General features: G+C 68.7%; 25 protein-coding genes and 1 pseudogene. 18 read left to right on the top strand and 8 right to left on the bottom strand.

The window, feature by feature from the left end:
- Positions 1 to 64: 64 nt before the first annotated feature.
- Both ABZX02_RS10105 and ABZX02_RS10100 read right to left on the bottom strand, forming a co-directional pair.
- Complete coding sequence (locus tag ABZX02_RS10105) at positions 65 to 616, bottom strand: hypothetical protein (RefSeq protein WP_355296712.1); 552 nt, start codon at positions 614 to 616, stop codon at positions 65 to 67.
- 147 nt (positions 617 to 763) lie between these two features.
- On the bottom strand, positions 764 to 1,153 hold the full coding sequence (locus ABZX02_RS10100) for a hypothetical protein (RefSeq protein ID WP_355296710.1): 390 nt from the start codon (positions 1,151 to 1,153) through the stop codon (positions 764 to 766).
- On the opposite strand from ABZX02_RS10100, the gene ABZX02_RS10095 reads away from it, so the two are divergent.
- Both ABZX02_RS10095 and ABZX02_RS10090 read left to right on the top strand, forming a co-directional pair.
- Positions 1,152 to 1,916, top strand: a complete 765-nt coding sequence (locus tag ABZX02_RS10095; RefSeq protein WP_355296708.1) for a hypothetical protein — start codon at positions 1,152 to 1,154, stop codon at positions 1,914 to 1,916. The two genes, ABZX02_RS10100 and ABZX02_RS10095, sit on opposite strands and share 2 nt — an antisense overlap.
- Positions 1,917 to 2,220: 304 nt before the next feature.
- Entirely contained in the window at positions 2,221 to 2,736 is a 516-nt protein-coding gene (locus ABZX02_RS10090; protein ID WP_355296707.1) for a flavodoxin domain-containing protein, read from the top strand.
- Positions 2,737 to 2,772: 36 nt separating this feature from the next.
- Here the strand turns inward: ABZX02_RS10090 and gap are convergent, their stop codons facing one another.
- The 3 genes from gap to ABZX02_RS10075 are packed head-to-tail and all read right to left on the bottom strand — an operon-like array spanning position 2,773 to position 7,066.
- A complete protein-coding gene (gene gap, locus ABZX02_RS10085) occupies positions 2,773 to 3,783 on the bottom strand; it encodes a type I glyceraldehyde-3-phosphate dehydrogenase (RefSeq protein ID WP_355296705.1) in 1,011 nt (336 codons plus the stop codon).
- A gap of 41 nt (positions 3,784 to 3,824) precedes the next feature.
- On the bottom strand, positions 3,825 to 6,074 hold the full coding sequence (gene ppsA / locus ABZX02_RS10080) for a phosphoenolpyruvate synthase (RefSeq protein WP_355296704.1): 2,250 nt from the start codon (positions 6,072 to 6,074) through the stop codon (positions 3,825 to 3,827).
- Positions 6,071 to 7,066: a nitroreductase family protein gene (locus ABZX02_RS10075; protein ID WP_355296702.1), complete on the bottom strand. Its 996-nt coding sequence runs from the start codon at positions 7,064 to 7,066 to the stop codon at positions 6,071 to 6,073. Before ABZX02_RS10075 ends, ppsA begins: the two co-directional genes overlap by 4 nt.
- A 187-nt stretch (positions 7,067 to 7,253) precedes the next feature.
- Here ABZX02_RS10075 and ABZX02_RS10070 point away from each other — a divergent pair, with 187 nt between their 5' ends.
- The 4 genes from ABZX02_RS10070 to ABZX02_RS10055 all read left to right on the top strand — a co-directional run bounded on the left by ABZX02_RS10070 (position 7,254) and on the right by ABZX02_RS10055 (position 10,016).
- Positions 7,254 to 7,940: a CBS domain-containing protein gene (locus ABZX02_RS10070; RefSeq protein ID WP_355296700.1), complete on the top strand. Its 687-nt coding sequence runs from the start codon at positions 7,254 to 7,256 to the stop codon at positions 7,938 to 7,940.
- An 11-nt stretch (positions 7,941 to 7,951) separates the two neighbouring features.
- The gene (locus tag ABZX02_RS10065; RefSeq protein ID WP_355296698.1) at positions 7,952 to 8,560 is read left to right on the top strand and encodes a CBS domain-containing protein; all 609 of its coding nucleotides are present in this window, start codon (positions 7,952 to 7,954) and stop codon (positions 8,558 to 8,560) included.
- Positions 8,561 to 8,562: 2 nt separating this feature from the next.
- Positions 8,563 to 8,775 (top strand): PLDc N-terminal domain-containing protein, encoded by a 213-nt coding sequence (locus tag ABZX02_RS10060; protein WP_355296697.1) that lies wholly within the window; start codon positions 8,563 to 8,565, stop codon positions 8,773 to 8,775.
- A 62-nt stretch (positions 8,776 to 8,837) separates the two neighbouring features.
- Complete coding sequence (locus ABZX02_RS10055) at positions 8,838 to 10,016, top strand: hypothetical protein (protein ID WP_355296695.1); 1,179 nt, start codon at positions 8,838 to 8,840, stop codon at positions 10,014 to 10,016.
- Positions 10,017 to 10,072: 56 nt separating this feature from the next.
- Here ABZX02_RS10055 and ABZX02_RS10050 read toward each other — a convergent pair whose 3' ends face one another.
- Entirely contained in the window at positions 10,073 to 11,110 is a 1,038-nt protein-coding gene (locus ABZX02_RS10050; protein WP_355296694.1) for a zinc-dependent alcohol dehydrogenase family protein, read from the bottom strand.
- A 190-nt stretch (positions 11,111 to 11,300) separates the two neighbouring features.
- On the opposite strand from ABZX02_RS10050, the gene ABZX02_RS10045 reads away from it, so the two are divergent.
- The 5 genes and pseudogenes from ABZX02_RS10045 to ABZX02_RS10025 form a co-directional block, all read left to right on the top strand.
- The gene (locus ABZX02_RS10045) at positions 11,301 to 12,674 is read left to right on the top strand and encodes an amino acid permease (protein ID WP_355296692.1); all 1,374 of its coding nucleotides are present in this window, start codon (positions 11,301 to 11,303) and stop codon (positions 12,672 to 12,674) included.
- Positions 12,671 to 13,915, top strand: coding sequence for an arginine deiminase (locus ABZX02_RS10040; RefSeq protein ID WP_355296690.1), 1,245 nt, complete (start codon positions 12,671 to 12,673; stop codon positions 13,913 to 13,915). Before ABZX02_RS10045 ends, ABZX02_RS10040 begins: the two co-directional genes overlap by 4 nt.
- 14 nt (positions 13,916 to 13,929) lie before the next feature.
- Entirely contained in the window at positions 13,930 to 14,922 is a 993-nt protein-coding gene (argF, locus tag ABZX02_RS10035; protein ID WP_355296688.1) for an ornithine carbamoyltransferase, read from the top strand.
- Complete coding sequence (locus ABZX02_RS10030) at positions 14,922 to 15,830, top strand: carbamate kinase (RefSeq protein WP_355296687.1); 909 nt, start codon at positions 14,922 to 14,924, stop codon at positions 15,828 to 15,830. Before argF ends, ABZX02_RS10030 begins: the two co-directional genes overlap by 1 nt.
- A 701-nt stretch (positions 15,831 to 16,531) precedes the next feature.
- A pseudogene (locus tag ABZX02_RS10025) lies at positions 16,532 to 16,624 on the top strand (pentapeptide repeat-containing protein); the annotation flags it as partial.
- 82 nt (positions 16,625 to 16,706) lie between these two features.
- On the opposite strand, the gene ABZX02_RS10020 reads toward ABZX02_RS10025, so the two are convergent.
- Positions 16,707 to 16,949, bottom strand: coding sequence for a hypothetical protein (locus tag ABZX02_RS10020; protein WP_355296685.1), 243 nt, complete (start codon positions 16,947 to 16,949; stop codon positions 16,707 to 16,709).
- A gap of 447 nt (positions 16,950 to 17,396) precedes the next feature.
- Between ABZX02_RS10020 and ABZX02_RS10015 the strand changes: the two genes are divergently transcribed.
- The 5 genes from ABZX02_RS10015 to ABZX02_RS09995 all read left to right on the top strand — a co-directional run bounded on the left by ABZX02_RS10015 (position 17,397) and on the right by ABZX02_RS09995 (position 22,090).
- A complete protein-coding gene (locus ABZX02_RS10015; protein WP_355296683.1) occupies positions 17,397 to 18,053 on the top strand; it encodes a GntR family transcriptional regulator in 657 nt (218 codons plus the stop codon).
- A gap of 136 nt (positions 18,054 to 18,189) precedes the next feature.
- On the top strand, positions 18,190 to 19,518 hold the full coding sequence (locus tag ABZX02_RS10010) for an MFS transporter (protein ID WP_355296682.1): 1,329 nt from the start codon (positions 18,190 to 18,192) through the stop codon (positions 19,516 to 19,518).
- On the top strand, positions 19,511 to 20,335 hold the full coding sequence (locus ABZX02_RS10005) for a transketolase (protein ID WP_355296680.1): 825 nt from the start codon (positions 19,511 to 19,513) through the stop codon (positions 20,333 to 20,335). The genes ABZX02_RS10010 and ABZX02_RS10005 overlap by 8 nt, the downstream gene beginning before the upstream one ends.
- Positions 20,332 to 21,318, top strand: a complete 987-nt coding sequence (locus ABZX02_RS10000; RefSeq protein ID WP_355296678.1) for a transketolase C-terminal domain-containing protein — start codon at positions 20,332 to 20,334, stop codon at positions 21,316 to 21,318. The genes ABZX02_RS10005 and ABZX02_RS10000 overlap by 4 nt, the downstream gene beginning before the upstream one ends.
- A gap of 16 nt (positions 21,319 to 21,334) precedes the next feature.
- Positions 21,335 to 22,090, top strand: coding sequence for an SDR family NAD(P)-dependent oxidoreductase (locus ABZX02_RS09995; RefSeq protein WP_355296676.1), 756 nt, complete (start codon positions 21,335 to 21,337; stop codon positions 22,088 to 22,090).
- Here ABZX02_RS09995 and ABZX02_RS09990 read toward each other — a convergent pair.
- The gene (locus tag ABZX02_RS09990; protein ID WP_355296674.1) at positions 22,057 to 23,064 is read right to left on the bottom strand and encodes a LysR family transcriptional regulator; all 1,008 of its coding nucleotides are present in this window, start codon (positions 23,062 to 23,064) and stop codon (positions 22,057 to 22,059) included. The genes ABZX02_RS09995 and ABZX02_RS09990 overlap by 34 nt on opposite strands.
- Positions 23,065 to 23,146: 82 nt before the next feature.
- Between ABZX02_RS09990 and ABZX02_RS09985 the strand changes: the two genes are divergently transcribed.
- Entirely contained in the window at positions 23,147 to 24,124 is a 978-nt protein-coding gene (locus ABZX02_RS09985) for a fumarylacetoacetate hydrolase family protein (protein WP_355296673.1), read from the top strand.
- Entirely contained in the window at positions 24,121 to 25,074 is a 954-nt protein-coding gene (locus tag ABZX02_RS09980) for a cyclase family protein (protein ID WP_355296671.1), read from the top strand. Before ABZX02_RS09985 ends, ABZX02_RS09980 begins: the two co-directional genes overlap by 4 nt.
- Positions 25,075 to 25,081 lie beyond the last annotated feature (7 nt).

Here is a 25,081-nt window from a genome sequence, read left to right as displayed (position 1 = left end):
GCTTCTCTTTCCACCTCTATGGGGGGGCTGCTGTATGCCTGCGCCCCGTTCTCGTTGCACGTCGTCATCGAAGCCAGGGGTTGGCCCTCACGACCGGCAGATCGTTCCACCAGCGGGCGAGACCCCACGTGACGCCGGACGCGGTGGCGGCGAGGACGATCAGCACGAGGGTGTAGACGACGTGGTAGTCGATGAGCGGGTTGGTCGACATCGTGGCCTCACCGGACGACGTGTGCTGCGCCGGCGGCCACTCGGCCGCCCACATGAGGACCATCATCACGGCGCCGCTGGCAGCGGCGATCCGCAGGCCGATCCCGAGCACCAGCGCCACACCGATCGCGAACAGACCGGCCATGAAGAGCACGTCGGCCCACCAGGTTCCGGCGATGTCGTGGAACACCGACTCGAACGGCCCGACGGCGACCCTGCTGAGGAAGCCCTTCGTGGGCGAGCCTCCCGAGAACCACGCGTTCTTGGCCTGGGTGGCGTAGCCGAGGCCGAACGCCTTGTCGACGAACGCCCAGAGGAAGAGCAACCCGGTCGCGATTCGCAACACCGCGAGAGGCACGGCGCCCGTTTCGGTCCGGGTGCGAGTAGGAGCGTGAACAGCGGACATCTCTACCTCCCAGGAAGTTCTTCTGCACCGAGTCTTCTCACGAACTCCGGACGCGAACGCGGTCCTTGGTCCCGACCCGGCCGGGACGTCACGACCTGGAGCGGCGGTAGCAGTGCCACAGCTCGTCACCGGCCCGGACGATCAGAGCTACTCCGCCGTCGATTGCTCGACGAAGAACCCCTGCGCGGCCGCGAGACTTGCCCGGCACGTGCGGACGATCTGCCGGGTTGCCGCGGTGTTCGGCGTGCGACGACACGACCCGCAGTGCACCACCACGTCACCGGTCAGTTCGTCGACACCCACCGAGGCGGTCGACGAGCAGTCGCGGCACCACCGGTGTCCGGTCACCTTGATGACGTGGTCGGCGGAGTGCACGCAGTGGTGCAGCCAACGGCGGTGCACCCTGCACGAGATGCGCTCGAGCGGGTTGAGACCGAGCTCCTCCGCCGCGTCCTCCTCGGCGAGCACGGCGGCGAGGCGGCGGTCGCGGACGTCTGCGTAGCGCTGCCCGTCGGCGAGGAGAAGTGGCGTTGTCATGGCGCTCTCCGTGGATTCGAAGTCCGTTCGAGCGTTCTCCCGCACACCGCTACAGAACACCGCACAGGGACTTCTGCACAGCCGAGACCAGAGGCTCATCGGCGACGAGACGTTGGTCCCTGGGGACCACGGCCGGCAGCCGGAAACCTTGGCCGTGGAGGTGGGACCCATGTCCGTGAAACCGATGGCCAGGCTCGTGCGCCAGGCCTTCCCCTACCGCAACGAGCTCGCCACCACCGGCGACCGGATCGAAGCAACTGTGCTGGCGCTAGGGCTCGCGGTGTCACTGCTGGCCGTTCCCATCGGGGCTACCGCGGGATCTGAGGCGTACGCCGCAGACCGGGCGCGAGTCACCGCTGAGCAGGCGAGCAGGAGGCAGGTCGACGCCGTCCTGGTCGAAGACGCACCGCCCGTCATCGCGCCTGGGGAGCGCAGCGGCGTCGCGGATTCCGCGTTCGTGATGGCACGGTGGAAGTCCCCGGACGGAAGTTCACGCGTGGGTCCGGTGCAGGCTCACTTCGATGCGACTGCAGGATCCGCGACGCCGATCTGGATCGACGAGGACGGCGAAGTGGTAGACGCTCCGTTGACGACCGGGGGAGCCGCCGTCAACGGAGTACTCCTGGGCTTCCTGCTCTGGAGCGCGACGACCGGTGCCGTGGCGATGCTCTACTTCGTCACGAGCCATCTCCACCGGTGGATCCGTTCGCGGCGGTGGGCCGACGAATGGCGGACGATCGCTCCCGACACGCCCAGGCGGTGACCCGTTCCTCTTAGGACGTTCGAACGTGATCACGCTGCGAGCCGCAGGGCCCTCGGCCATTCTCTTGGCGAAGAAGCCCATCACTGTCTCCGGGGTGATCCGGCCGCCGAGGGTGGTCAGCTCGTCGGCGCCGATGCGCTCGGCGAGTTCGCGGACCTTGCGCGGGGTCGCGTAAGCGACGAGAACTCCAACCATGTCAACATGATCGGTGCAGGCGGAGACCTTGTACCTAGTGGTAGCAGGACGCCCGGCGGTGTTGGTGACCTTCCAGCCGGCGCACCGTGAAGGTGAGAGGGAGGTCGTGATGAGAGTTCTCGTGGTGTACGCGAGTGCTGCGGGGTCGACCGCGGGTGTTGCCGAGCGGATCGCGGGCGCGCTCCAGGCGCGCGGGCACGAAGTCACCTTGCGGTCCGTCGACGAGGCCGTCGAAGTGGAGTCGTACGAAGCCTTCGTGGTGGGCAGCGCCGTGCACAGCCAGGCTTGGTTGCCTTCACGCACCGCCTTCCTGCGGAAGCAACGGAATGGCCTGCTCGGCAAGCCGGTCTGGCTGTTCAGCGTCGGTTTGCCCGGTGCGCTGCGAGGACCGTTCCGCCGCTGGGCCATGCTGGAGGAGAACGACGTTCTCGCCCGCCTGCTCGACTTCGTCACCCCGATCGAACACCGCCTGTTCACGGGAGTCGTCGTCGCGGCGGGCTTCGGGAGGCTCGGCTCTCTCTTGTTCCGCGCTGTCGGGGGCCGGTTCGGCGACTTCCGGGACTGGGACGCGATCGAGAGGTGGGGCGCCTCCATCGCCGACGCCCTCGCCGAGCAGAAGTCGTGAGGGGCGGCAGGAGCCGAAGCCCCTCACGAACGATCTTCACGGCAGCGTTCGCGCGATGAGGTCAGCGAGGTCGATCGTGCGGTTGGCGTAGCCCCACTCGTTGTCGTACCAGCCCATCACCTTCACCACGTGGCCCTGTGCCTTGGTGAGTGAGGCGTCGAACACGCACGACGCGGAATCGCCGATGATGTCCCGCGACACGACCGGATCCGTCGTGTAGCGCAGGATGCCCTTGAGACGTCGTGCCGCCGCGTCGGCGAACGCCCGGTTGACCTGGTCGGTGGTCGCGGGTTCGGCGAGGCGGACGGTGAGGTCGGTGAGCGACCCGTCCTCCACGGGGACGCGCACCGCGAGCCCGTCGAGCTTCCCGTCGAGGGACGGGATCACCTGCCCGATCGCGCGAGCGGCTCCGGTGGAGGTCGGGATGATGTTCACCGCGGCCGAGCGCGCCCGCCGCAGGTCCTTGTGCGGCCGGTCGAGCAGTGCCTGGTCTCCGGTGTAACTGTGGATCGTCGTCATGAGGCCCTCGACGATCCCGAACGCCTCGTCCAGCACGGAGGCCATCGGCGCCGCGCAGTTGGTGGTGCAGGAGGCGTTCGAGACGACGTGGTGCGAAGCGGGGAGGTAGGTGTCCTCGTTGACGCCCAGCACGATGGTGGCGTCGACGTCCTTGCCGGGCGCGGTGATGAGCACCTTGCGGGCACCGCGTCCGATGTGGACTCCCGCTGCCTCGCGGGTGCGGAACCTGCCCGTCGCCTCGATCACGACGTCGACACCGAGCAGACCCCAGTCGAGGTCCTTCGGGTCGCTGTGGCTCGACACCAGGATGCTGCGCTCGTCGACGGTGATCTTGTTGCCGTCGGCGGTGATGTGCCTGCGCCACGGCCCGTAGGTCGAGTCGTAGGCGAGGAGGTGGGCGAGGGTCTCCGGCGTGGTGACGTCGTTGACGGCCACGATCTCGATCGCCGTGTCGTGGCGGTCGAACGCGGCACGCAGCACGTCCCGCCCGATGCGGCCGAACCCGTTGATGGCAACGCGAACCGGCATGATGGCCTCCTGCTCGGCAGTGGTCGATTACGTCGTAGGTCTCAGCGCAGAGTGCGGAGCAGCAGCCGGCGTTCGGCCGACCCGATCGCCGCCCTGGCCGCCGGAACGGCATCCGGGTTCACGGAGATCGAGGTGATGCCGAGCTCCACGAGCTTCTCCGCGAACTCCGGCTTGTTGGACGGAGCCTGCCCGCACAGCGAGGACGTGATGCCGGCGTCGCGGGCGGCGGTGACGATGCGGCCGATCATGTCGAGCACGGCCGGGTCGGACTCGTCGAACAGGTCGGCGCACAGCTCGGAGTCGCGGTCGACGCCGAGCATCAGCTGCGTGAGGTCGTTGCTGCCGATGGAGACCCCATCGATGCCTGACCGCGCGTACTCGGGGATCCAGTAGGCCACCGAGGGGACCTCGGCCATCACCCAGCGGTGCAGGCCGCGCTGGCGGCCGAGCGGGCTGCGGTCGATCTGCTCCAGGCAGGCCTCGAGCTCCCACTTGGTGCGGACGAACGGGATCATCAGGTGCAGGTTCGGAGTGTGCTCCCGAACCCGTGCGAGGGCTTCGAGTTCCAGGCCGAACAGCATGGGGTCGTCGACGTAGCGGTAGCAGCCGCGGTAGCCGATCATCGGGTTGTGCTCGTGCTTCTCGAACTGGTCGCCGCCCTTGAGCTCGCGGAACTCGTTGGTGCGGAAGTCCATCGTGCGGTAGATGACCGGTCGGGGCGCGAACGCGTGAGTGATCTGCAGCAGCGATGCGGTCAGGGCGTTCAGGAACTCTTCGGGACCGCGTTGCGCGAGGAACAGGCGCGGGTGCTCGGCGCCGAGCGCCTCGGTGAGCATGAACTCGGCGCGCAGCAGGCCCACCCCGTCGACCGGCATGGCGGCGACCTCGGCGGCGTGTTCGGGCAGCGCGAGGTTGACGTACACCCGCGTGCCCAACGCCTCTGCTGACGGCATGACGGGAGCGACGATGCGCGGCGCGGTCGTGATGGGCGCCGACCCGGCCCGCACCTCGCCGGCGCTGCCGTCGACCGTGACCTGCTGGCCCTCTTTCAGCAAGGAGGTCGCCGCGCCGGTGCCGACCACACACGGCACGCGCAGCTCGCGGGCGACGATCGCGGCGTGGCAGGTGATGCCGCCGCCGTCGGTGACCACGGCCGAGGCGCGGCGCATGGTCGGCACCCAGTCAGGGTTCGTCATCTCCGCGACCAGGACCTCGCCGTCGCGCAGCCGCGATCCCTCGTCGGGGGAACGCAGCACCCTGACCCGCCCGGACGCGATGCCGGGCGAGGCGCCGAGGCCGCTGACGAGCGGCCCGCCGAGCGGGGTCTCCTCGTCGGGCAGCGTGGTGATGGGCCGGGACTGCACCAGCCAGGTCTTGCCGTCGGCGATCGCCCACTCGGTGTCCTGGGGTTCGCCGTAGTGCCGCTGCACCCGCACCCCGAGCTGCCCGATCGCGACCGCCTCCGCCTCGGTGAGCACCTGGGCGTGCGACTCCTCGGAGGTCAGCTGGATCCGTTCGTCGTTGCCGTTCGAGCCCCGCACGATCTTGTGCGTCTTCCTGCCGACGCGGGTGTCCACAAGGGACACCACGTCGCCGTCCCGCCGCAGCACGTACGTGTCCGGCTCGACCGAACCGCTGACCACGACCTCGCCCAGCCCGAACGAGGCCTCGACGAGCAACTTGTCCCGGTCACCAGAGGACGGGTCGGCGGTGAACATGACGCCGGAGCGTTCGGAGTCCACCATCGTCTGCACGACGACGGCGATCGCGGGTTCGTCGGTGATGCCCTGCTCGGCGCGGTAGGCGATGGAACGCGTCCCGAACAACGACACCCAGCAGTCGAGGAGCCGGTCCAGCAGGGCACGGGCACCACGGGTGTTGGTGAAGGTGCTGTTCATGCCCGCGAACGACGAGCCGGCGGTGTCCTCGGAGGTCGCAGAGGACCGCACTGCGACGGACTCGTCCTGGCCGAGGGCGCGGTAGGCCTCCAGCACCGCGTGCCGCACCTCGTCGGAGACGCCTGCCTTGCGCACCAGCTCGCGCATCCGTTCCGCGCACTCCTCCAGCCGTTGCGGAGAGGTGCCGCGGTCGAGCGCGATCACGAGCTCGGCGGCGAGGTCGTCGCGGACCTGTCCCATCGAGCTGAGGAACGCGTTCGCGGTGACGACGAAGCCCGGCGGCACCGGCAGTCCCGCCCTGGTGAGTTCGCCGAGGTTCGCGCCCTTGCCACCGGCGATGCCGGTGTCGTCCTTGCCGAGCGTGGTGAAGTCGCGGATGTAGTTGGTGGTCACGGCTGCTCCTGACGTGTGAGGACGTCGACGAGGGGACGCCGGGGCGTGGCGGGCAGCGGGTCGGCGTTGAACGCGCCCCACCCGACCCGGATGACGAGCTGGGGACAGGTCGAGCCGCCGAGCACCTGATCGCGGACGAGGTCCCTGGTCTCGACGACCTCGAGCGGCTGACTGAGGGGACAGGACGCGAGGCCCGCGGACGTGGCTTCCAGGAGCACCGCGCTGGCCGCCTCGCCCGCCCGCAGCCGCGACAGCACGTCGTCGGACGACGTGCTGAGGACCAGCAGGGAACCCGCGTCTTCGTGCAGCAGGGCGTTGTCCGTCTGCGGCAGCTCACCGGGCGCGAACTCGCGCAACCGGAGGTCGCCGTACTGCCGCGAGCCCACGGGGATGTTGGCCGCGGGAACGCCGGCGGACGCGCCGGGGTAGACGCCGGTCCACTCGCGGATCTCGGCTCGGTAGTCCGCATCGGACTCCTGGACGACCGCGGCCTTGACCATCGCGGCGAGCAGTTCGGAGCGAGCCCTCCCGGTGACCTCGTGGGCCTCGACGCCCTGCGCACGCGCACAGCGGACGAGCTGCCCGATGATCTCGTCGGGCACCGACCAGGAGGAGAACGCGCGACGATCCGTGCGCCTGCGCGGAATCGCGGCGGCGAGGGCGACGTGCGGCTCCTTGGGCTCGCGCGCCTCGAACTCGACGGCGGCCAGGTGGTCCGGTTCGCCCGGGTTGGGCATCCGGTGCACGACCGCTCGCCAGCCCAGCGCTGCCAGCCCGACCCGCAGGTGGTGCAGCGCGGCACCGCAGCTGACGACCAGGTCGGCGCCGAGCGGGTCCACCGCCGGCAGGCTGCGCGTGTGGTCGGCGTACAGGTGCAGGCTGCGGTCGCACAACTCCCAGCGCCACGGCTGGGAGTTGTGCACCGAAGGCGCGCGACAGGCGAGTGCCAAGGCCGCCCGCACCGTGTTCTCGTCCGGTTGACCGCGGTTCATTCCGGCTCACCTCCAGGTCGAAGTCCCGCTTTCCAACCTCGCAGTGCCACGGGTCGCAGGTGAGGGGCCTAGGTCCTCGGAGAAGCGGGACCCGGGTCCCGCCGGGTGGCGCCCTTGGCACGTGTCCCGCGCTCCAGGTGAGGGCGAGGCTGGAGTCGACCTGAACCACAGATCGCCGGAGGGTGTCATGCGTGAACCGACCGTTTCCTCGCTGATGACGCGCGAGGTGATCACCGCGGATGTCGGCAGCTCGTTCAAGGACCTCGTGCGACTGCTCGAGGACAACAAGATCAGCGCTGTGCCGGTGCTCGACGGCGGCTACCCGGTCGGCGTCGTGTCGGAGGCCGACCTCGTGCCGAAGGAGGAGTTCCGGGGCGGCACGAGCGAGGCGCCCGGACTGTTCGCCGGACGCGAGGAGAAGCACCGCTGGGCGCAGGCCGGCGGGATCACCGCTCGCGACGTGATGACCAGCCCGGTCAAGAGCACCTCACCCGACACCGCGGCCAGCGCGGCCGCACGGGAGCTCGCCGCCGCGGGCGTGCGCAGGCTGTTCGTCATGGACTCCGACGGCGCACTCGTGGGTGTGCTGTCCCGGCGCGACCTGCTGAAGCTGTTCCTGCGCGAGGACGAAGAGCTGAAAACGGTGATTCGCGACGAGATCTTCGGCCGGATGTTGTGGGTCGACCCGTTCAGCGTCGACGTCGAGGTGTCCGACGGGGTCGTGACCATGGGCGGCCAGCTCGAGCGCCAGAGCGAGGTCGAGATCGCCGAGCACCTCGTGCGCGCTTTGCCCGGCGTCGTCGACGTGCACAGCAAGCTGCGCCCGGAGTGGAACGACACCGCGCACACGCGCCAGACCACGATCCTGGGCTGAAGGGAAGTGTTGTGAGGACTCGAGACGTGATGACGACCGAGGTCGTCATCGTCACGCCGGACACGGCCGCGCGGGAAGCCGCTCGCCAGCTCGCCGAACACGGGTACACCGCACTGCCGGTGGTCGACGCCACCGGCACGCTCGTCGGCGTGGTGAGCGAAGCCGAGCTGCTGCGCGACCGGCTCCCGCAGGACCCCCGGTGGCTGGTGCACGGCCAACCACCGAAAGCCCGCCGCGCTCCGGCGGACCTGGTGGACGAGGTGATGACGACGCCGCGGACGGTCACCCCGAACACGGATCTGGCCGAGGTGGCCGACCTGATGCTGCAGCACGGCATCCGCAGCGTCCCGGTCGTGCGGGACAACCGGCTCGTCGGCATCGTGACGCGCCGCGATCTGCTCAAGTCGATCAGCCGCGCGGACTGGATCATCGAAGCCGAGATCCGCAACCGGCTCGGCATGATCGGCGACCCTCGCCGGTGGGTGGTCCAGGTGAGCGGCGGCAAGATGTCCATAGTGGACAAGATGGACAACGACACGGACCGCCACGTCGCCGAGGTCCTCGCACGTGCGGTCGCGGGCGTGACCGACGTGCGCATCGCGGCGCCGGAACGGATCTGACGATGGCCAGGCACTGGAGCGAGCTGCCGGAGGGCGAACGCAGGACGTTGGTCGCGATGGCGGCGGTGCAGGTGGCCCTGGCCGGAGCGGCGTGGACCGATCTGGCACTGCGGCCCGGCGAGTTCGTCCGGGGACGCAAGCGGTGGTGGGCGCTGGCGATCCTGGTGAACTTCGCCGGTCCGATCGCCTACTTCCGCTGGGGGAGGAAGGCCTGATCCGTGCGAGGCGCCGGGACTGGTCCCGCGCGCCTCGAACTCGTCATGTCGAGGAGTTTGCCATGAGCACGAGTACGAGGAGCTGGTTGGTCCGGTGTGGACGGATCGCGTCGGCGGTGGTCCTGTCGTCCGCGAGCCTTGTCGGCACTGCGGCCGCGGCGGCGGACGTCGAGGTGTTGAGCCTCCCACCGGGCTGGAGGTCCGGTACGGCCGAGGCGATCAACGAGCGCGGCGTGGTCGCCGGCACCGCCGTCGCACCCGAGGGGATGTTCCACGCCGTGCGGTGGGACCGCGCCGGTCGCGTCACCGACCTGGGGCTGGTCCCCGGTGGGGGCGGCTACACCAGGGGGTACGCGATCAACAACGCCGGGGTCGTGCTCGGCGACGCCTACACGGGCAACGGGTACCACGCCGTTCGCTGGGACTCGGCCGGCCGGATCGAGGTGCTGAGCACACCGCAGGGAGGGTGGGTCCAGCCCGTGGCGATCACCGACAGCGGGATCGCCACCGCCACCGTCTACGGGACGACCGCCGGCACGCGCGGGCTGGTGTGGGACCGTGCCGGCCGGACGACCGTGCTCGCGCCGCTGCCAGGGGGCACCTACAGCGAAGTCAGGGCCATCAGCGCGGACGGTGCGGCGGTGGGCCTGTCGAACAGCTCCGGTTCCTACTACACGCAGGCGGTCCGCTGGGACAGGCAAGGCCGGCCCAGCGCTTATCCGGTGCTGCCGGGCCACGTGACGGCGTCGGTCCAGGCGGTGAACGAGGCGGGGACCGCGATCGGTGTGTCCGTTCCCGCGGAAGGACCGTGGCACGCCGTGTCCTGGGACCGGTCGGGCACCATCACCGACCTCGGCGCGTTCCACACGACCGGTGACCTCTCCGCGATCAACCGGAGCGGGACGATCGTCGGAGCGTTCACCGGCCTCGACGAACCCCGCCGCGCCTTCGTGATCGCCCGGGCCGGGGCGATGGCGCTGCTGACGATCCCGTCGGACACGGCGTCGAGCAGCGCCGCGGACGTCAACGACCGCGGCGAGGTAGTGGGCGGGGTCTATGCGTCCGGCAGCTACACCGGCCGTCCGGTGTGGTGGGACCGGCGCGGCCGCGTTGCCGATCTGCCTGCCCTTCCGGGAAGTGAGTACGCCGCCGCGCATCGGATCAACAACGGCGGGTCGATCATCGGCTACGCGACCACCACGCTTGACGGGTACCAAGCCGTTGTGTGGCACACGCGGTAGAGGGCCGGAGAAATGCGAGAAGGCGCCGGGTCACCCCGGCGCCTTCTGCCCGTCGATCACGCCTGCAGAACGACCTTCAGCGCTCCGCTGTCCCCGGCGTTCTCGAACACCTCGTAGGCCTCTGCCATCTCGCCGAGCGCGAACCGGTGGGTGATGAACCGCTCGCCGTCGATGCGGCCGGCCGCGACCATGCGCAGCAGGGTCGGGGTCGACACGGTGTCGACGAGGCCGGTGGTGATGGTGACGTTGCGGATCCACAGGTTCTCCAGGTGCAACGTCGCCGGCTTGCCGTGCACACCGACGTTCGCCACGTGTCCGCCCGGCCGCACCAGCTTCGCGCACAGCTCGAAGGTCTCGGGCACACCGACCGCCTCGATCGCGACGTCCGCACCGAGTCCGCCGGTCAGTTCTCCGACGACGCGTTCCGCTTCCTCCGCCGTGGCGGCCGTGACGTCGGCGCCGAACTGCTTGGCCGCGTCGAGCCGTGCCGCCGCCAGGTCGACCGCGACGATGTGGCTCGGGCTGTAGAGCTGCGCGGTCTGGATCGCGGCGAGTCCGATGGGTCCAGCGCCGACGATCACCACGGTGTCCGCGGGTTTGACGGTGCCGTTGAGCACGCCGACCTCGTACGCGGTGGGCAGGATGTCCGCCAACGCCACCGCAGCGGCGTCGGAGACGTCCGCCGGCAGCAGGTGCGTCGACGTGTCGGCGAACGGCACTCGCACGTACTCGGCCTGCACCCCGTCGACCGTGTGCCCGAGGATCCAGCCCCCGCCACCGAGGCACTGCCCATAGCTGCCGGTGCGGCAGTACGCACACCGGCCGCAGGTGGTGATGCAAGAGATCAGCACGCGGTCGCCGGGCTTGAGCCCAGTGACCGAGGCGCCGACCTCCTCGACCACGCCGACGGCTTCGTGACCCAGGATGCGACCTGGTTCGACCTCGGGCACGTCACCTTTCAGGATGTGCAGGTCGGTGCCACAGATGGTGACTGCGGTGACCTTCACGATCGCATCGGTCGGATCGTTGATCTCGGGCTTCGGAACCTCCTTCCACTCGCGCTTGCCGGGACCGCCGTAGACCAGGGCCTTCATCGATTTCCTCCTCGCGAGTCGCTGACGCGTCCAGGCTTCTCGCGCTCGCAGCGGGCGTGCAGAGAACGCGGGCCTACGGAAGGCGGGACCTAGGACCCGGAGCCGAAGAGACCTGGGCATGTGGGACCAGGGGAGTCCTGAGCGCAGGCTGCTGACCAGTGGAAGTCCACATCGGAGTGAGGAGTGCGTCGTGAGCACAGACATCTCGGGACCGGTCTCCACGACGCGGCCGGATCCCGGTGGGGACGCGTCCGCGCCGTCGAGGTTCGGCCTTCCCACCGCGATCGCGCTGGTGGTCGGATCGGTCATCGGCACGGGTGTCTTCGGCCTGCCCTCGGCGCTCGCCGTGTTCGGTCCCGTCAGCCTCGTGGCGTTCGTCCTCGTCACGATCGGCGCGCTCGCACTCGCCCTGGTCTTCGGGGCACTGTCGAAGCGCATCGGTGGTTCCGGCGGGCCGTACGTGTACGCGCGCAACGCCTTCGGCGAGTTCGCCGGGTTCCTGAACGCCTGGTGCTACTGGATCACGGCCTGGGCCGGCAACGCGGCCATCGTCGTCGCGCTCGTCGGCTACGTCGAGGTGTTCGTCAACACCGGCCACGAGGTCGGCTGGTCCATCGCGATCGCCTTGGCCGGCCTGTGGATTCCCGCTCTGGTGAACCTGTCCGGCCTGCGGAACATGGCGGTCACGCAGATCGTGTTCACCGTGCTGAAGATCGTGCCGCTGCTGTTCATGGCGACGATCGGGCTGTTCTTCGTGAAGTCGGCGAACTTCGGCGCCTTCAACGGCAGCGGGATCTCGCTCTGGGGTGCGATCTCCGCCGCGGCAGCCATCGCGTTGTTCAGCTACATCGGCATCGAGACCGCCTCGGTCGCGGCCGGACGCGTCCGCGATCCCGAGCGCAACGTCGGCCGGGCGACGGTGCTCGGCACGATCGGCTGCGCCGTCGTCTACATCCTCGGCACGCTCACCGTCTTCGGCACGGTGCCCAACGCCGCGCTGCGCGAGACCAAGGCACCGTTCACCGACGCCGCCAACACCATCTTCGGCGGTCAGTGGGCAGGACAGGCTGTCGCGATCGCCGCCGTGGTGTCCGGCCTGGGCTGCCTGATCGGCTGGACGCTGATCATCGGCGAGATGCCCATGGCCGCCGCGAAGGACAGGCTCTTCCCGAAGGCGTTCCTGCGCACCCGTGGTGACATCCCCAGCTTCGGCATCATCAGTTCCACAGTGCTCGCCTCGGCGCTGGTCGTGGTCAGCTACACCAACTTCGAGCAGGTCTTCACCACCCTCGTGCTGTTGTCGGTGTTCACCGCCGTCGTGCCCTACCTCTTCAGCGCCGCCGCGCAGCTGTTCTGGCTGCTCGTGCGCGGTCGCAAGGCGGAATGGCCGCACCTGGTCCGCGACGGCGTCGTGTCCGTGCTCGCGCTCGTCTTCGCGTTCTGGGCGTTGGCCGGAAGTGGCTACCAGGCCGTGTACTACGGCGCCGTGTGCCTGCTGCTCGGCGTGCCGCTCTACATCTGGCTCAAGATTGGTCGCGGCGAGTACGGCGAGGCGAACTCATGACGCCCGGCGTGCACTCCGAGGTGGGTGTGCTGCGTCAGGTGGTCGTCCACCGGCCGGGTCTCGAACTGAGCCGGCTCACCCCGCGCAACTGCGATGAGCTGCTGTTCGACGACGTGCTCTGGGCGTCGAAGGCACGCGAGGAACACGACTATTTCTCCGCTGTCCTGCGCGACTGGGGGATCACGGTGCACCACACGGGCACCCTGCTCGCCGAAACCTTGGCGCTGCCGGAGGCACGGGCGTTCGTGCTCGACCGAGTGTGCACTCCAGAGCTGCTCGGCCCGACCCTGGCGGCTCCGGTGCGCGAGTTCGCCGAGAAGGTCGACGCCCCGCAACTCGCCGAGCTGCTCGTCGGCGGGATGACCCGCGCAGACCTGTCCCCGCTGGGCGTGCACAGCCTGCGGTGGAACACGCTGGGGCTGGACGACTTCGTGCTGGCGCCGCTGCCCAACACGCTCTTCCCCCGCGACAGCTCGGCGTGGATCTACGGTGGCGTCACGATCAACCCCATGGCCAAGGCAGCCCGCCGCCGCGAGTCACTGCACTGCCGAGCGATCTACCGCTTCCACCCGCTGTTCGCCGACTCGACGTTCCCCACCTACTACGGCTCGGACGACGCGGACCACCAGCCCGCCACACTCGAAGGCGGCGACATCCTCGTCCTCGGCCGGGGCGTCGTCCTGGTCGGCATGGGGGAGCGGACCACACCCATGGGCGTCGAGATCCTGGGGCGTGAGTTGTTCCGCACGGGTCAGGCCACCTCGGTGGTCGCGGTCCAGTTGCCGCGGTCGCACGCCCTCATGCACCTCGACACGGTCATGACCATGCTCGATCCGACCACGTTCATCCGCTACCCGGAGCTCGACCCGAGCTCTCTGCGGACCTGGCTGATCACCCCGTCCGACCCGCTCGAGGTCGTCGAACGCCCCGCCGCCGGCCTGCGCGTCGAGCACCGCGACTCGGTGTTCGCGACCATCTCGGACCAGCTCGGCCTCGACCGCCTGCGCGTGCTTTGTGCCGCGGAGGACGCCCGCGCCGCCGAACGCGAGCAGTGGGACGACGCGAACAACTTCCTCGCACTCGCACCCGGCGTCGTCGTCGGCTACGAGCGCAACACCGTCACCAACACCATGCTCGCCGACCACGGCATCGAAGTTGTCTCCATCCCCGGCAACGAACTCGGCCGCGGCCGGGGTGGCGCCCGCCGCATGACCTGCCCGATCCAGCGCGACGGCATCTGAAAGGAACCTCTGCGATGCGACACCCCGGTTCCCTGCTCAAGGAACTCGACCTCACCAAGGACGAGTTCCTCGACCTCGTCTCCCAGGCCCGCGGCCTCAAACGCGCGAAGGCCTCCGGCACCGAGCACCCGCTGCTCGTCGGCAAGAACATCGCCCTGGTCTTCGAGAAGAGCTCCACCCGCACCCGCTGCGCCTTCGAGGTCGCCGCCCACGACCAGGGCGCCCACGTCACCTACCTAGACCCCACCGGCTCCCACATGAGCCGCGAGGAGTCCATTCCGGACACCGCCAAGGTCCTCGGCCGGATGTTCGACGGCATCGAGTTCCGCGGCTTCGCCCAGGACACCGTCGAAGAGCTCGCCGACCACGCCGGCGTGCCCGTCTGGAACGGCCTCACCGACTCGTGGCACCCCACCCAGATGCTCGCCGACGTGCTCACCATGACCGAGAACCACCCAGGCCCGGTCGAGGAGATCAGCGTCGCGTTTGTTGGCGACGGCCACAACAACGTGGCTCGATCACTGCTGATCACCGGCGCACTGCTCGGCATGGACGTCCGGATCGCCGCACCCGCCTCGCTGCAACCACCTGCGGACGTGGTCACCAAGGCTCACGAACTGGCCATCGCGACCGGTGCCCGCGTCCTCGTCACCGACGACGCCGAGCAGGCGGTGCGCGGCGTCGACTTCATCTACACCGACGTCTGGGTCAGCATGGGCGACTCGCCTGAGGTCTGGGACAGCCGCGTCGCACTGCTGATCCCTTACCGCGTGACGGCAGAGCTGATGAAAGCCACCGGCAACTCCGACACGAAGTTCCTGCACTGCCTGCCGTCCATCCACGACCGAACCACCCAGGTCGGCCGCCGCGTCTACGAGAAGTACGGTCTGGACGGCGCCGAGGTAGCCGACGAGGTGTTCTCCTCGCCCGCTTCGGTCGTCTTCGACCAAGCCGAGAACCGCCTCCACACGATCAAGGCGGTCATCGTGGCCGGACTGGCCTCCTGATGCGCATCGTCGTAGCACTTGGAGGCAACGCCCTGCTGATGCGGGGCGAGAAGCCGGACGCAACGGTGCAACTGCACCACGTCGAAGCAGCGGCGCGGGCACTCGCGCCGCTGGCGGCAGACCACGAACTAATCGTGTGTCACGGCAACGGCCCCCAGATCGGTCTGCTCGCCCTGGAAAGCGAGGCCGACCCCTCCCTGACCCGCCCCTATCCGCTCGACACACTGGGGGCCGAAACCCAGGGCATGATCGGCTACTGGCTCGCCCAGTCACTGCGCAACGCCGGCGTCCGCAAACCGATCCTCGCCGTGGTCACCCAGACGGTCGTTAGCGCCGAGGATCCCGCTTTCTCCGCGCCGACGAAGTTCATCGGCCCGATCTACGACCGCGCTCAGGCCGACAAACTGGCTCACCAGAACGGGTGGACCATCGCGGCGGACGGCCCCCACTGGCGCCGCGTCGTCCCGTCACCCGAGCCGCTTCGCCTGGTGGAGCAGGAATCCATCGAGCAGTTGGTGAGCAGCGGCACGATCGTGGTCTGTGCAGGAGGGGGAGGAGCACCCGTTGTCGACGAAGGGGCGTTGCACGGCGTCGAGGCGGTCGTCGACAAGGACCTGACCTCGGCTGAGCTCGCGATCGCAGTCAAAGCCGACCGTTTGCTCCTGCTGACGGACGTGCCCGCCGTGATGACGGACTTCGGTCTGCCCAGTGCCGAGCCGCTGCATCACCTCGACGTGGACGAGGCTGAACGGCTGACCTTTCCCGCGGGATCGATGGGCCCGAAGGTCGAAGCATGCCGTCGATTTGTCCGGGCGACTGGATCGACGGCCGCGATCGGCGCGCTAGTGGACGCAAAAGCGATCCTGAGTGGTGCGGCTGGTACGACGGTACTCCCAGTCGCACCGTGAAGGTGCCGACAGCCACAGCCCCATCGGCACCTCTACGCCGCCAGGCAGTGTGACGATGGGGCCATACAATCGCATGCAAGGTGAAGATAGTTGTGGCGCCACTGATAATGTCACCGTAAATAGCCGGACTTGAGAACCCAGACGACGCCACGAATTTGCGTGAGCTTCTTGTCTGCGGCTGGATCTGGCCACTATCGCATATGCGCTGCCAGCGGTTCTCGCTGAAAACCCGACGGCTGACGGCGTGTCGGTTAGGGTTTCCAGAGCGCACTGATCCCGTCGGGAGCTCGTGACGAGTTGCGGTTCAAGGGGGGACTTGACCCCCCACGTGTAGCAAGCTTGCGCAGTTCGAGTGTTCATGCGCTATTGGATAGCTCGGACCTAGTATAGAGGGCCAGTCGGCACTAATCAATCTTTCGGGCTGATTTGTATCGACTGGAGCAAGGACTTTCGCGGCGACCTGTTCGATCGCGCGCTGATCTGGAATCAGGCCCATCTGCGCCAGGTACTGCGTGAGTGCAAGCGGTACTACAGCGAGCACCCAGCCCGCCGACGCGGCATCCCTGCGGGCGGGCTTCAGCCTGGCGAACCCGCTCCGATCGAACGCCTCATCATAGACCGACATGATTTTCTCGGCTGAGTCATCTACGAGTATCGCCATGTGCCTTGACCTGCATGGACGTAGTTTTCGGCACGCACACCGCCACGGTGGCTTGTACGCGCTGGAACGCGTCGTCCAAGACAATCCCGCCCAGCGGCAGACCGTGATCAACGTGATCTGTGCCTACCTGCGCAACCACTACACCCCGTCGGCTGGGTGGTATGCCGCCCGCCAGATCGGACGGTCTGCGGCCGACCGCCGAAAGCCCGTAGTGCTCAGCGCTGCTGCTGCTTGAACCGCTCGACGTCGTCCTCGGTGATGGGCAGCAGGTAACCGCGCTTGTGCTGGTCCCGCACGTCCTGGTACGTCCAGGTCGTCTTCCACCCGGAATCGGGCAGGTACGACTCCTCCTGATCGAGCCCCTCGGGACTCGTCCAGGTCCGGATGACCTCCCGTGCGTCGTCCACAGAGGACTTGCCTTCGGCCAGCCAAGCCCAGTAGCGGTACTCGGGATCCACCTGAACCTCGTTTCGGCAGAAAGTGGACGTGCCCCCAGAGAGAAACCGTGGGCGCGTTCATTATGACGGGCGATCAGAGGCCCTTCTCGTCGATCAGGACCGAGCCGACCATCCTCGGCACGTCAGCCCAGAGCTCTATGCGCTTCGCCTCCAGCGTCTCGTACTCCTCGACCAGGACTACACCGATCCGGGCCGTGGCAGCGAATGTACGTGTGTATGTCCTCGTCGCTGGATTCGAACGTCGGTGATGGTCCGTACGCGTTGTCAGCGGCGTGAGTTGCGGGTGTAACGCGTCGACCGATTCCACGCGACTGGAGTCGGAAGCGCCCCGCCGGAGAAGGCGGTTGGAGGCACGCACCGCAGCTGGTCGTGCCAACTGTGCAACCTGTCTGCGGCTTCGTCATCGGCGTTGAGCGTTGACTGTCGACATTTCGATACGATCAGCCTGTGAGCACAGACGCCTTGCCGAGCCTCGACCGGACGACCCTGCGGGAGCGTGCGCTGGTAGCGCTGCGCTCCGCGATCTTCTCCGGCCAGTACGCGCCGGGGGACCACCTCGGTGAGGTCGAGATCGCCGCGCGCCTGTCCATCAGTCGCGGCACGGTCCGCGAGGCGCTGCGACACCTCGAACAGGAAGGCCTGGTGACGGCGGGCCTGCGGGGCATGCTGCGGGTGCGGACTTTGTCGGTGGACGAGGTGCATGAGCTTTACCGCGTGCGTGGCGCCCTGGAAACTCTCGCGGTCGCCGAGCTCATCGCCTCGCCGCGCCGTGAGGAGGCTGTGACGGCGCTCGACATCGCGTTGGTGAAGCTCGACGCCGCGGTCGACCTGATCGAGCAGATCGAGCTCGACCTCGGGTTTCACGCACTGCTGTGCGAGCTGTCGGGCAACACGATCCTGCTGAAGTCGTGGCGGCACCTGGAAGGTCCGACGCGAGTGGTGGTGATGAGTGCTGCCGCTGGTCAAGACCGCGAGGTCACGTTGTCCGCTGATCATCACCGGCCGATCGTGCGTGCGATCGAGCGGGGGGACGCGGAGGCGGCGCGCACGGTCATCGACGGGCACATGCGGGAAGCGGCTGAGAGGCTGACCGCACAGCTCTGAACGCTCCGCTCCTGATCAAAGGCCTGAGCCTGGAAGCACGCTCGCTGACTGTTGGGTGTTGACAGTCGAACACTCGGCGAGCAAACTCCTCGTAACATTCGACTGTTGACACTCAACACTGAGCGAGGAGGCTTGCGTGGAGAGTTCAGGTCCCGCCCACCGCAGCGAGGGCAGTCCGCAGAAGATGCGGGTCGCCGTGGGCTGCGGCATCGGTGCCACGATCGAGACGTACGACTTCATCGGGTTCGGCACGGCCGCCGCGTTGTACTTCGGGCAGGCTTTCTTCCCCGAGTCGGATCCTCTCTCGGCCTCGTTGCTCTCGTTCGCCACGCTCGGCATCGGGTTCGCGGTTCGCCCGCTCGGCGGGATCATCGCCGGTCACCTCGGCGACCGGATCGGTCGCAAGCCGGTGCTCGTGGCGTCGTTGCTGCTGATGGGCATCGCGACGGTGCTGATCGGCTGCCTGCCCACCTACGAGACGGTGGGCGCGTTGGCCCCGATCCTGCTCGTCGCGGTGCGGGTGGTGCAGGGTCTCGCGTTCGGTGCCGAGTGGGGCGGCGCGATCCTGATGACCTTCGAACACGCTCCGCGCAAGCGAAAAGGCCTCTACACCGGCATCACCCAGGCCGGCTTCCCCGTGGGGCTGCTGCTCGCGAACCTGGCGTTCCTGTTCAGCGCCCAGCTTCCCGGCACGTGGGCGTGGCGGGTGCCGTTCCTGCTGTCCGCGGTGCTGATCGTCGTGGGCATCCTGATCCGGCTCAAGATCGACGAGTCGCCGGAGTTCGAGGAGCTCAAGGAATCCGGTCAGCGAGCGAAGAACCCGCTGTGGGAGGTCCTGCGCGACGACTGGCGCAACGTGCTGCGCGCCTTCTGCCTGCGCATCGCCGAGACGGCAGGCTACGCGGTGTCGGTGACGTTCATGTTGTCCTACCTGAAGATGGGCGACGAGCCGCTGGCGTCGAGCTCGCTGAGCCTGCTCGCCCTGACGACCGCGGCAGCCGTCGGCATCGCGGCCACCACGCTGTGGGGCCACGCCTCCGACCACATCGGGCGCCGGCCGATCTACCTGCTCGGCTGCGCCATCACCGTCGCGTGGGGCCTGCCGATGTTCTTCGCGGTCAACACCGGTGTGGCGGCCTTGATCGTGCTCGCGTTCGTCATCAGCTACGCGGTCTGCCAGAACTCGCTGGCGGGCGTGCAGGGCGCGTGGTTCTCCGAGCTGTTCGACGCCCGCACCCGCACCGCCGGGGTGTCGCTGGCCTACCAGATCTCGGCGGTCGTCTCCGGGTTCACCCCACTGATCGCCACCGCGCTCTACGCCGCCACGGGCTGGCTGGGCCCGGCACTGCTGTTCTCCGCCTACGGGGTGCTGGGGCTGCTGGCCGCCATCACGACGCGGGAGACGTGGAACGCCGCCGACCGCGGCCAGGCCGTCGCACCGAGGAAGGAGAAGGCAGTTGTCTGAGCGAGTGCACCGGCTCCAGCAGTCGGCACAACGCATCCGGCGGTACGCGCTGGACATGGGGGAGGTGCAGGGCCAGGGCTACATCGGCCAGGCGCTCGGCGTCGCCGACGTCCTCGCCGTCGTCTACGGAGACCAGCTGAACTTCCGCGCCGACGACCCGCACTGGGACGGACGCGACCGGTTCCTGCTCTCCATCGGCCACTACGCCATCGCCCTGTACGCCGCGCTCGCCGAGGCCGGCGTCCTGGCAGTCGAGGAACTGCAGACCTACGGCAGCGACGACTCACGCCTGCCGATGTCCGGCATGGCGAGCTACACGCCCGGCATGGAGATCTCCGGCGGCTCGCTCGGCCACGGTCTCGGCGTCGCCACCGGCATGGCGCTCGGCCTGCGGCACAAGGGAAATCCGGCAAGGGTGTTCAACCTGCTGTCGGACGGCGAACTCGACGAGGGTTCGACGTGGGAGGCCGCGCTCGCGTGCGCCCACCACGGCCTCGGCAACGTCACCGCGATCGTCGACGTCAACGCGCTGCAGGCGGACGGTCCCACGGCGGGCGTGCTGCGCACGGAACCGCTGGTCGACAAGTGGCGGTCGTTCGGCTGGAACGCTGTGCGGGTCGACGGCAACGACGTCGCGGCGCTGGTGGACGCGTTCGACGCGATCGCCGAGCACCGGTTCGCGCCGTCGGTGCTGATCTGCGACACCCAGGTCGGCCGCGGCGTGCCCTTCCTGGAGACCAGGCCCAAAGCCCACTTCATGCCCGTCGAGGCGCACGAGTGGCAGCTCGCCCGCGAGGCGCTGGAGGTTCCCGCATGAGCACCCCGACCAAGAGGCTCACCACCTCCGCGATGATCGCGTCCTTTGCCGACGAGGGCCAGCGCACGAGCAAGGCCCCGTTCGGCGAGGCGCTCGTACGGCTTGCCCGGGAACGCGCCGACGTCGTCGGGCTGTCCGCCGACCTCGCCAAGTACACCGACATGCACGTCTTCCGCGACTCGTTCCCGGACAGGTTCTTCCAGATGGGCATGGCCGAGCAGGTCATGCTCGGCGCCGCGGCCGGGCTGGCCGAGGTCGGGCTCGTGCCGTTCGCCTCCACCTACTCGGTGTTCGCGACCCGGCGGGCGTACGACTTCCTGTGCCTGGACATCGCCGAACCGTCGCTCAACGTCAACGTCGTCGGCGCACTGCCGGGCCTCACCACGGGATACGGGCCTAGCCACCAGGCGACCGAGGACCTGGCGATCCTGCGGGCGATGCCGAACCTGACGATCGTCGACCCCTGCGACTCCGTCGACATCGAACAGGCCGTTCCCGCGCTCGCCGCGTCACCCGGCCCCACCTACATGAGGTTGTTGCGCGGCAACGTTCCCACCGTGCTCGACGAGTACGACTACACCTTCGAACTCGGCAAGGCGGCGTCGCTGCGCTCCGGCCGTGACGTGCTGATGATCTCCACCGGACTCATGACGATGCGCGCCCTCCAAGCCGCAGAACGACTGGAGCGCGACCACGTCGACGTCGCCGTACTGCACGTGCCGACCATCAAGCCGCTCGACACCGCGGCGATCCTGCGGGAGACGGCGGGCAACCGGCTCGTGGTCACCCTGGAGAACCACTCCGTGATCGGCGGCCTCGCCGAGTCGGTGGCCTCCTGCCTCGCGTTCGCCGGCGCGGCAACGAAGATCGTGCCGATCGCGCTGCCCGACGAGTTCCTCGCCGCGGGCGCGTTGCCGACCTTGCACGACCGCTACGGCCTGTCCGTCGACGCCATCACCGCGCGCGTGCGCGCCGAATACTGACCAGGGGAGAAGCACCATGACCACTCGTACCGCCATCATCACCGGCGCGGCCTCCGAACGCGGCATCGGCAGGGCCACCGCGCACGCCCTGGCCGCGACCGGCTGGGAGATCGCCGTCCTCGACCTCGACGAGGCCGGCGCCAAGGCCGCCGCCGACGAGATCACCGAACGGCACGGCGTCCGCGCGATCGGCGTGCGCGCCAACGTGACCGACCGCGACGAGGTCGAGGCCGCGGTGTCCACTGTGGAGTCGACGCTCGCTCCCATCGGGGCACTCGTGAACAACGCGGGCATCACCTCGCCGGTGCGCTTCGTCGAGGTCTCCGACGAGGAGTGGGACCGCGTCTTCGACGTCAACGTCCGCGGCAGCTACCTGATGACCCGCCGCATCGCTCCGGGCATGGCGGAGCGGGGCTTCGGCCGGATCGTCATGCTCTCGTCGGTTTCCGCGGAACGCGGCGGCGGCGTCTTCGGCGGCGTCGCCTACTCGGCGGCCAAAGCGGCGTTGCTCGGCTTCTCCCGTGCCCTGGCGAGGGAACTCGGCCCGAACGGCGTGACGGTCAACTCCGTCGCCCCTGGCCTCATCGACACCGACATCACCGCGGGCAAGCTCTCCGCCGAACGCAAGGCCGCGATGGTCGCCGACATCCCCGCCCGCCGCACCGGCGACGTCAACGACGTTGCCGGCGTCATCACCTTCCTCTGCAGCCCGGACACCGGATACGTCACCGGTGCCACCTACGACGTCAACGGCGGCTCGCACATCCACTGACTGGACGAGGTCACACGCGCGGGAGGGTGGTCGGCGTCGGCATCTGAAGCGTCGTTCAGGCCCTGCGCGACTTTCTTGATCACTGAGCGCAGCCAGGCGTGGCCGGCGTCCTGAGCGTGTACCGGATGCCACCACATCGCTTCCTGCAGCGGTACCGACGGGAAGGGCGAAGGCATGACGCGGACGCCAGGTGTGGGGGAGCGTTCAACCAGCCGTTTCTGCACGAGTGCAACGCGTCTGGTGTTCGCGACCACCATGGGCAGCAGGTGGAACGACGGGACCGAGACGTCCACGTTGGGGCTGATGCCGAGCATGCTCAGCTGGCGGGTGACCGGCGCGTCGTACGCGCGTTGGTAGACCGCCCAGGGCAGCTCGGCGAGCTGGGCGAGGGTCAGTTCGCCGCCGACGTCGGGGTGGTCGTCGGAGACCAGGCACACCCACTGGTCGCTGAACAGCTCCACTGCCGGGAAGCCGTCGATCACGCCGTGGGGCAGCAGCAGTCCGTCCACAGTGCTCAGAAGGGTGCCGAGGTTGTCCAGCAACGTCGGCGAGGTCTGCTGGAAGGTCAGGTGGACGCCCGGTGCTTCGGTGTGCAGCGCGCGGGCCAGGGGGACACCGAGGACGGTCGCGCCGTAGTCGGAGCTGATGAGCGTGAACTCGCGGGTGTCGGAGGCGGGGTCGAACGTGGCCTGGCTGGTGAACGTGCGTTCCAGGACCTCGCACGCGGTGGCGGCGCGGTCGCGGAGGACGGCGCCCAGCGGGGTGAGGCTGTAGCGCGAGCCGGTGCGGGAGAGCAGCGGGTCGTCGAAGTGGCGGCGCAACCGTGCGAGTGCCGCGCTCATGGCCGGCTGGGTCAGTCCGATGCGTTGTCCTGCCCTGGTGACGTTGCGTTCCTCGAGCAGAGCTCGCAGGGCAACGACGAGGTTGAGGTCGAGATTCGACAGGTTCACCGCGCCTCCGGTCATCCACGCCATGGATGGAACGCATCTAGAACATTCATTTCCGTGATTATTTAACGCCGGTCACAGTAGTCCTCACAACACGGGAGGACACCTGATGGCAACACTGGCGCAACCGGTCCGGTTCGCACTGGGCACCTTCTCCGGCGACGGGAGGCCGTTCCCCGGGCTGGTGGTCGGTGACCGAGTGCTCGACCTGGAGACGGCACTTCCGTGGCGGCCGGCCTCCGTCCTCGCGATCCTGGACCGCTGGGAGGAGGCCCAGGACCAGTTGCGCGGCCTCGCTGCTGACGAGAGCCAGGAGTGGCGGTCGCAGGACGGTCTGCGGGTGCACGCTCCGGTGGAGCCGCGGCAGGTGATCCAGTCCGGCGCGAACTATCGTCAGCACGTCATCGACCTGGTCGTGGCGAACCGGCCGAAGGACTCGGCGGAGACCGAAGAGCAGGCACGGGAGCGCGCGGCCACGCTGATGGATCGCCGTGCGCGAGACGACCTGCCCTACGTCTTCACCGGCCTGCCCTCAGCGATCACCGGACCGTACGACGACGTCGTCCTCCCGTCCTGGGCGATGCAGCCGGACTGGGAACTGGAGCTGGTCGCGGTCATCGGCAAGCCCGCGCACCGCGTGTCCGCCGAGCAGGCGCTGGAGCACGTCGCCGGCTACACCATCGCCAACGACCTCACCGCGCGTGATCTCGTGTTCCGCACGGACATGAAGGAGATCGGCACGGACTGGTTCCGTGCGAAGAACGCTCCGGGCTTCACGCCGCTCGGCCCGTTCCTGGTGCCCGCGCAGTTCGTTTCGGACCCCATGGACCTGCGGCTGACGCTCCGCCTCAACGGGGAGACCATGCAAGACGAGTCCACAAAGGACATGATCTTCGACGTCGCTCGTGTGGTATCGTACGCCTCGCACACCGCGCGCTTGCTGCCGGGTGACGTCGTCCTGACCGGCTCCCCGGCCGGCAACGGCATCCACCACGGCCGGTTGCTGCGCGACGGCGACGTCATGGAATCCACCATCACCGGTCTGGGCGTGCAGCGCACCAGGTGTGTCGCGGAGGAGCAGGCGTGAACCCGGCCGATCCGGAGGGCGCGATCGCCGCGGCCGCGAAGAGCTGCTCCAACTGGGACCGCTGGGGCCAGGACGACCGGCTCGGCACGCTGAACTTCCTCACGCCCGGCAAACGGGCGGAAGGCGCGGCGTTGATCAGGCGAGGTGAGAGCTTCTCGCTGTCGCTGCCGTTCGACATGAACGGGCCGCAGAAGGGCTGGCGGCGGCGGACCAACCCCGTGCACACGATGCTCGACACCGGAACCGATGCCGCCGCGGGCCTGCAGAAGTTCCCGCACGGCATCGGCGGTGCCGACGACGTGATCTCCATGCCGTTGCAGTGCTCCACGCAGTGGGACGGCCTCGGTCACATCTTCGACCACGGTCGCGCCTGGAACGGCCGGGACGCGGCTACCACGGTCACTTCCGAAGGCGACCTGGTCACCGGCATCGAGCACATGGCCTCCGCTGTCGCCGGACGCGCCGTGCTGCTCGACGTCGGCCGAGTCATCGGTGATGGCGAACTGCCCGATGGCTTCGCCATCACCGAAGCCCACCTCGTCACCACCGCGCACGCACACGGCGTCGAGGTCGGAACCGGTGACATCGTGCTCGTCCGCACCGGACAGCTGGCCCGAGCCAAGCGGGACGGCTGGGGTGACTACGCGGGCGGCCCGGCACCGGGCCTGTCGTTCGGCACCGCCGAGTGGCTGCACCGCAGCGAGATCGCCGCGATCGCCACCGACACGTGGGGGTTCGAGGTCCGGCCCAACGAGTTCGCCGACGCCTTCCAGCCCCTGCACCAGGTCGTCATCCCGCACATCGGGCTGCTGGTGGGCGAGATGTGGGACCTGGAGGCGCTCGCGGAGGACTGCGCCCGTGACGGCGTCCACGAGTTCTGGCTCACCGCCGCGCCGCTGCCGATCACCGGAGCCGTCGGCTCACCGGTCAACCCCGTCGCCGTCAAGTAACCCACGA

This window comes from Lentzea sp. NPDC003310 (genome assembly GCF_040610935.1).
In the GTDB taxonomy this organism is placed as follows: domain Bacteria; phylum Actinomycetota; class Actinomycetes; order Mycobacteriales; family Pseudonocardiaceae; genus Lentzea.
Note: the sequence above shows the minus strand (reverse complement) of the source record. Positions and strands in the feature narration are given on the sequence as shown.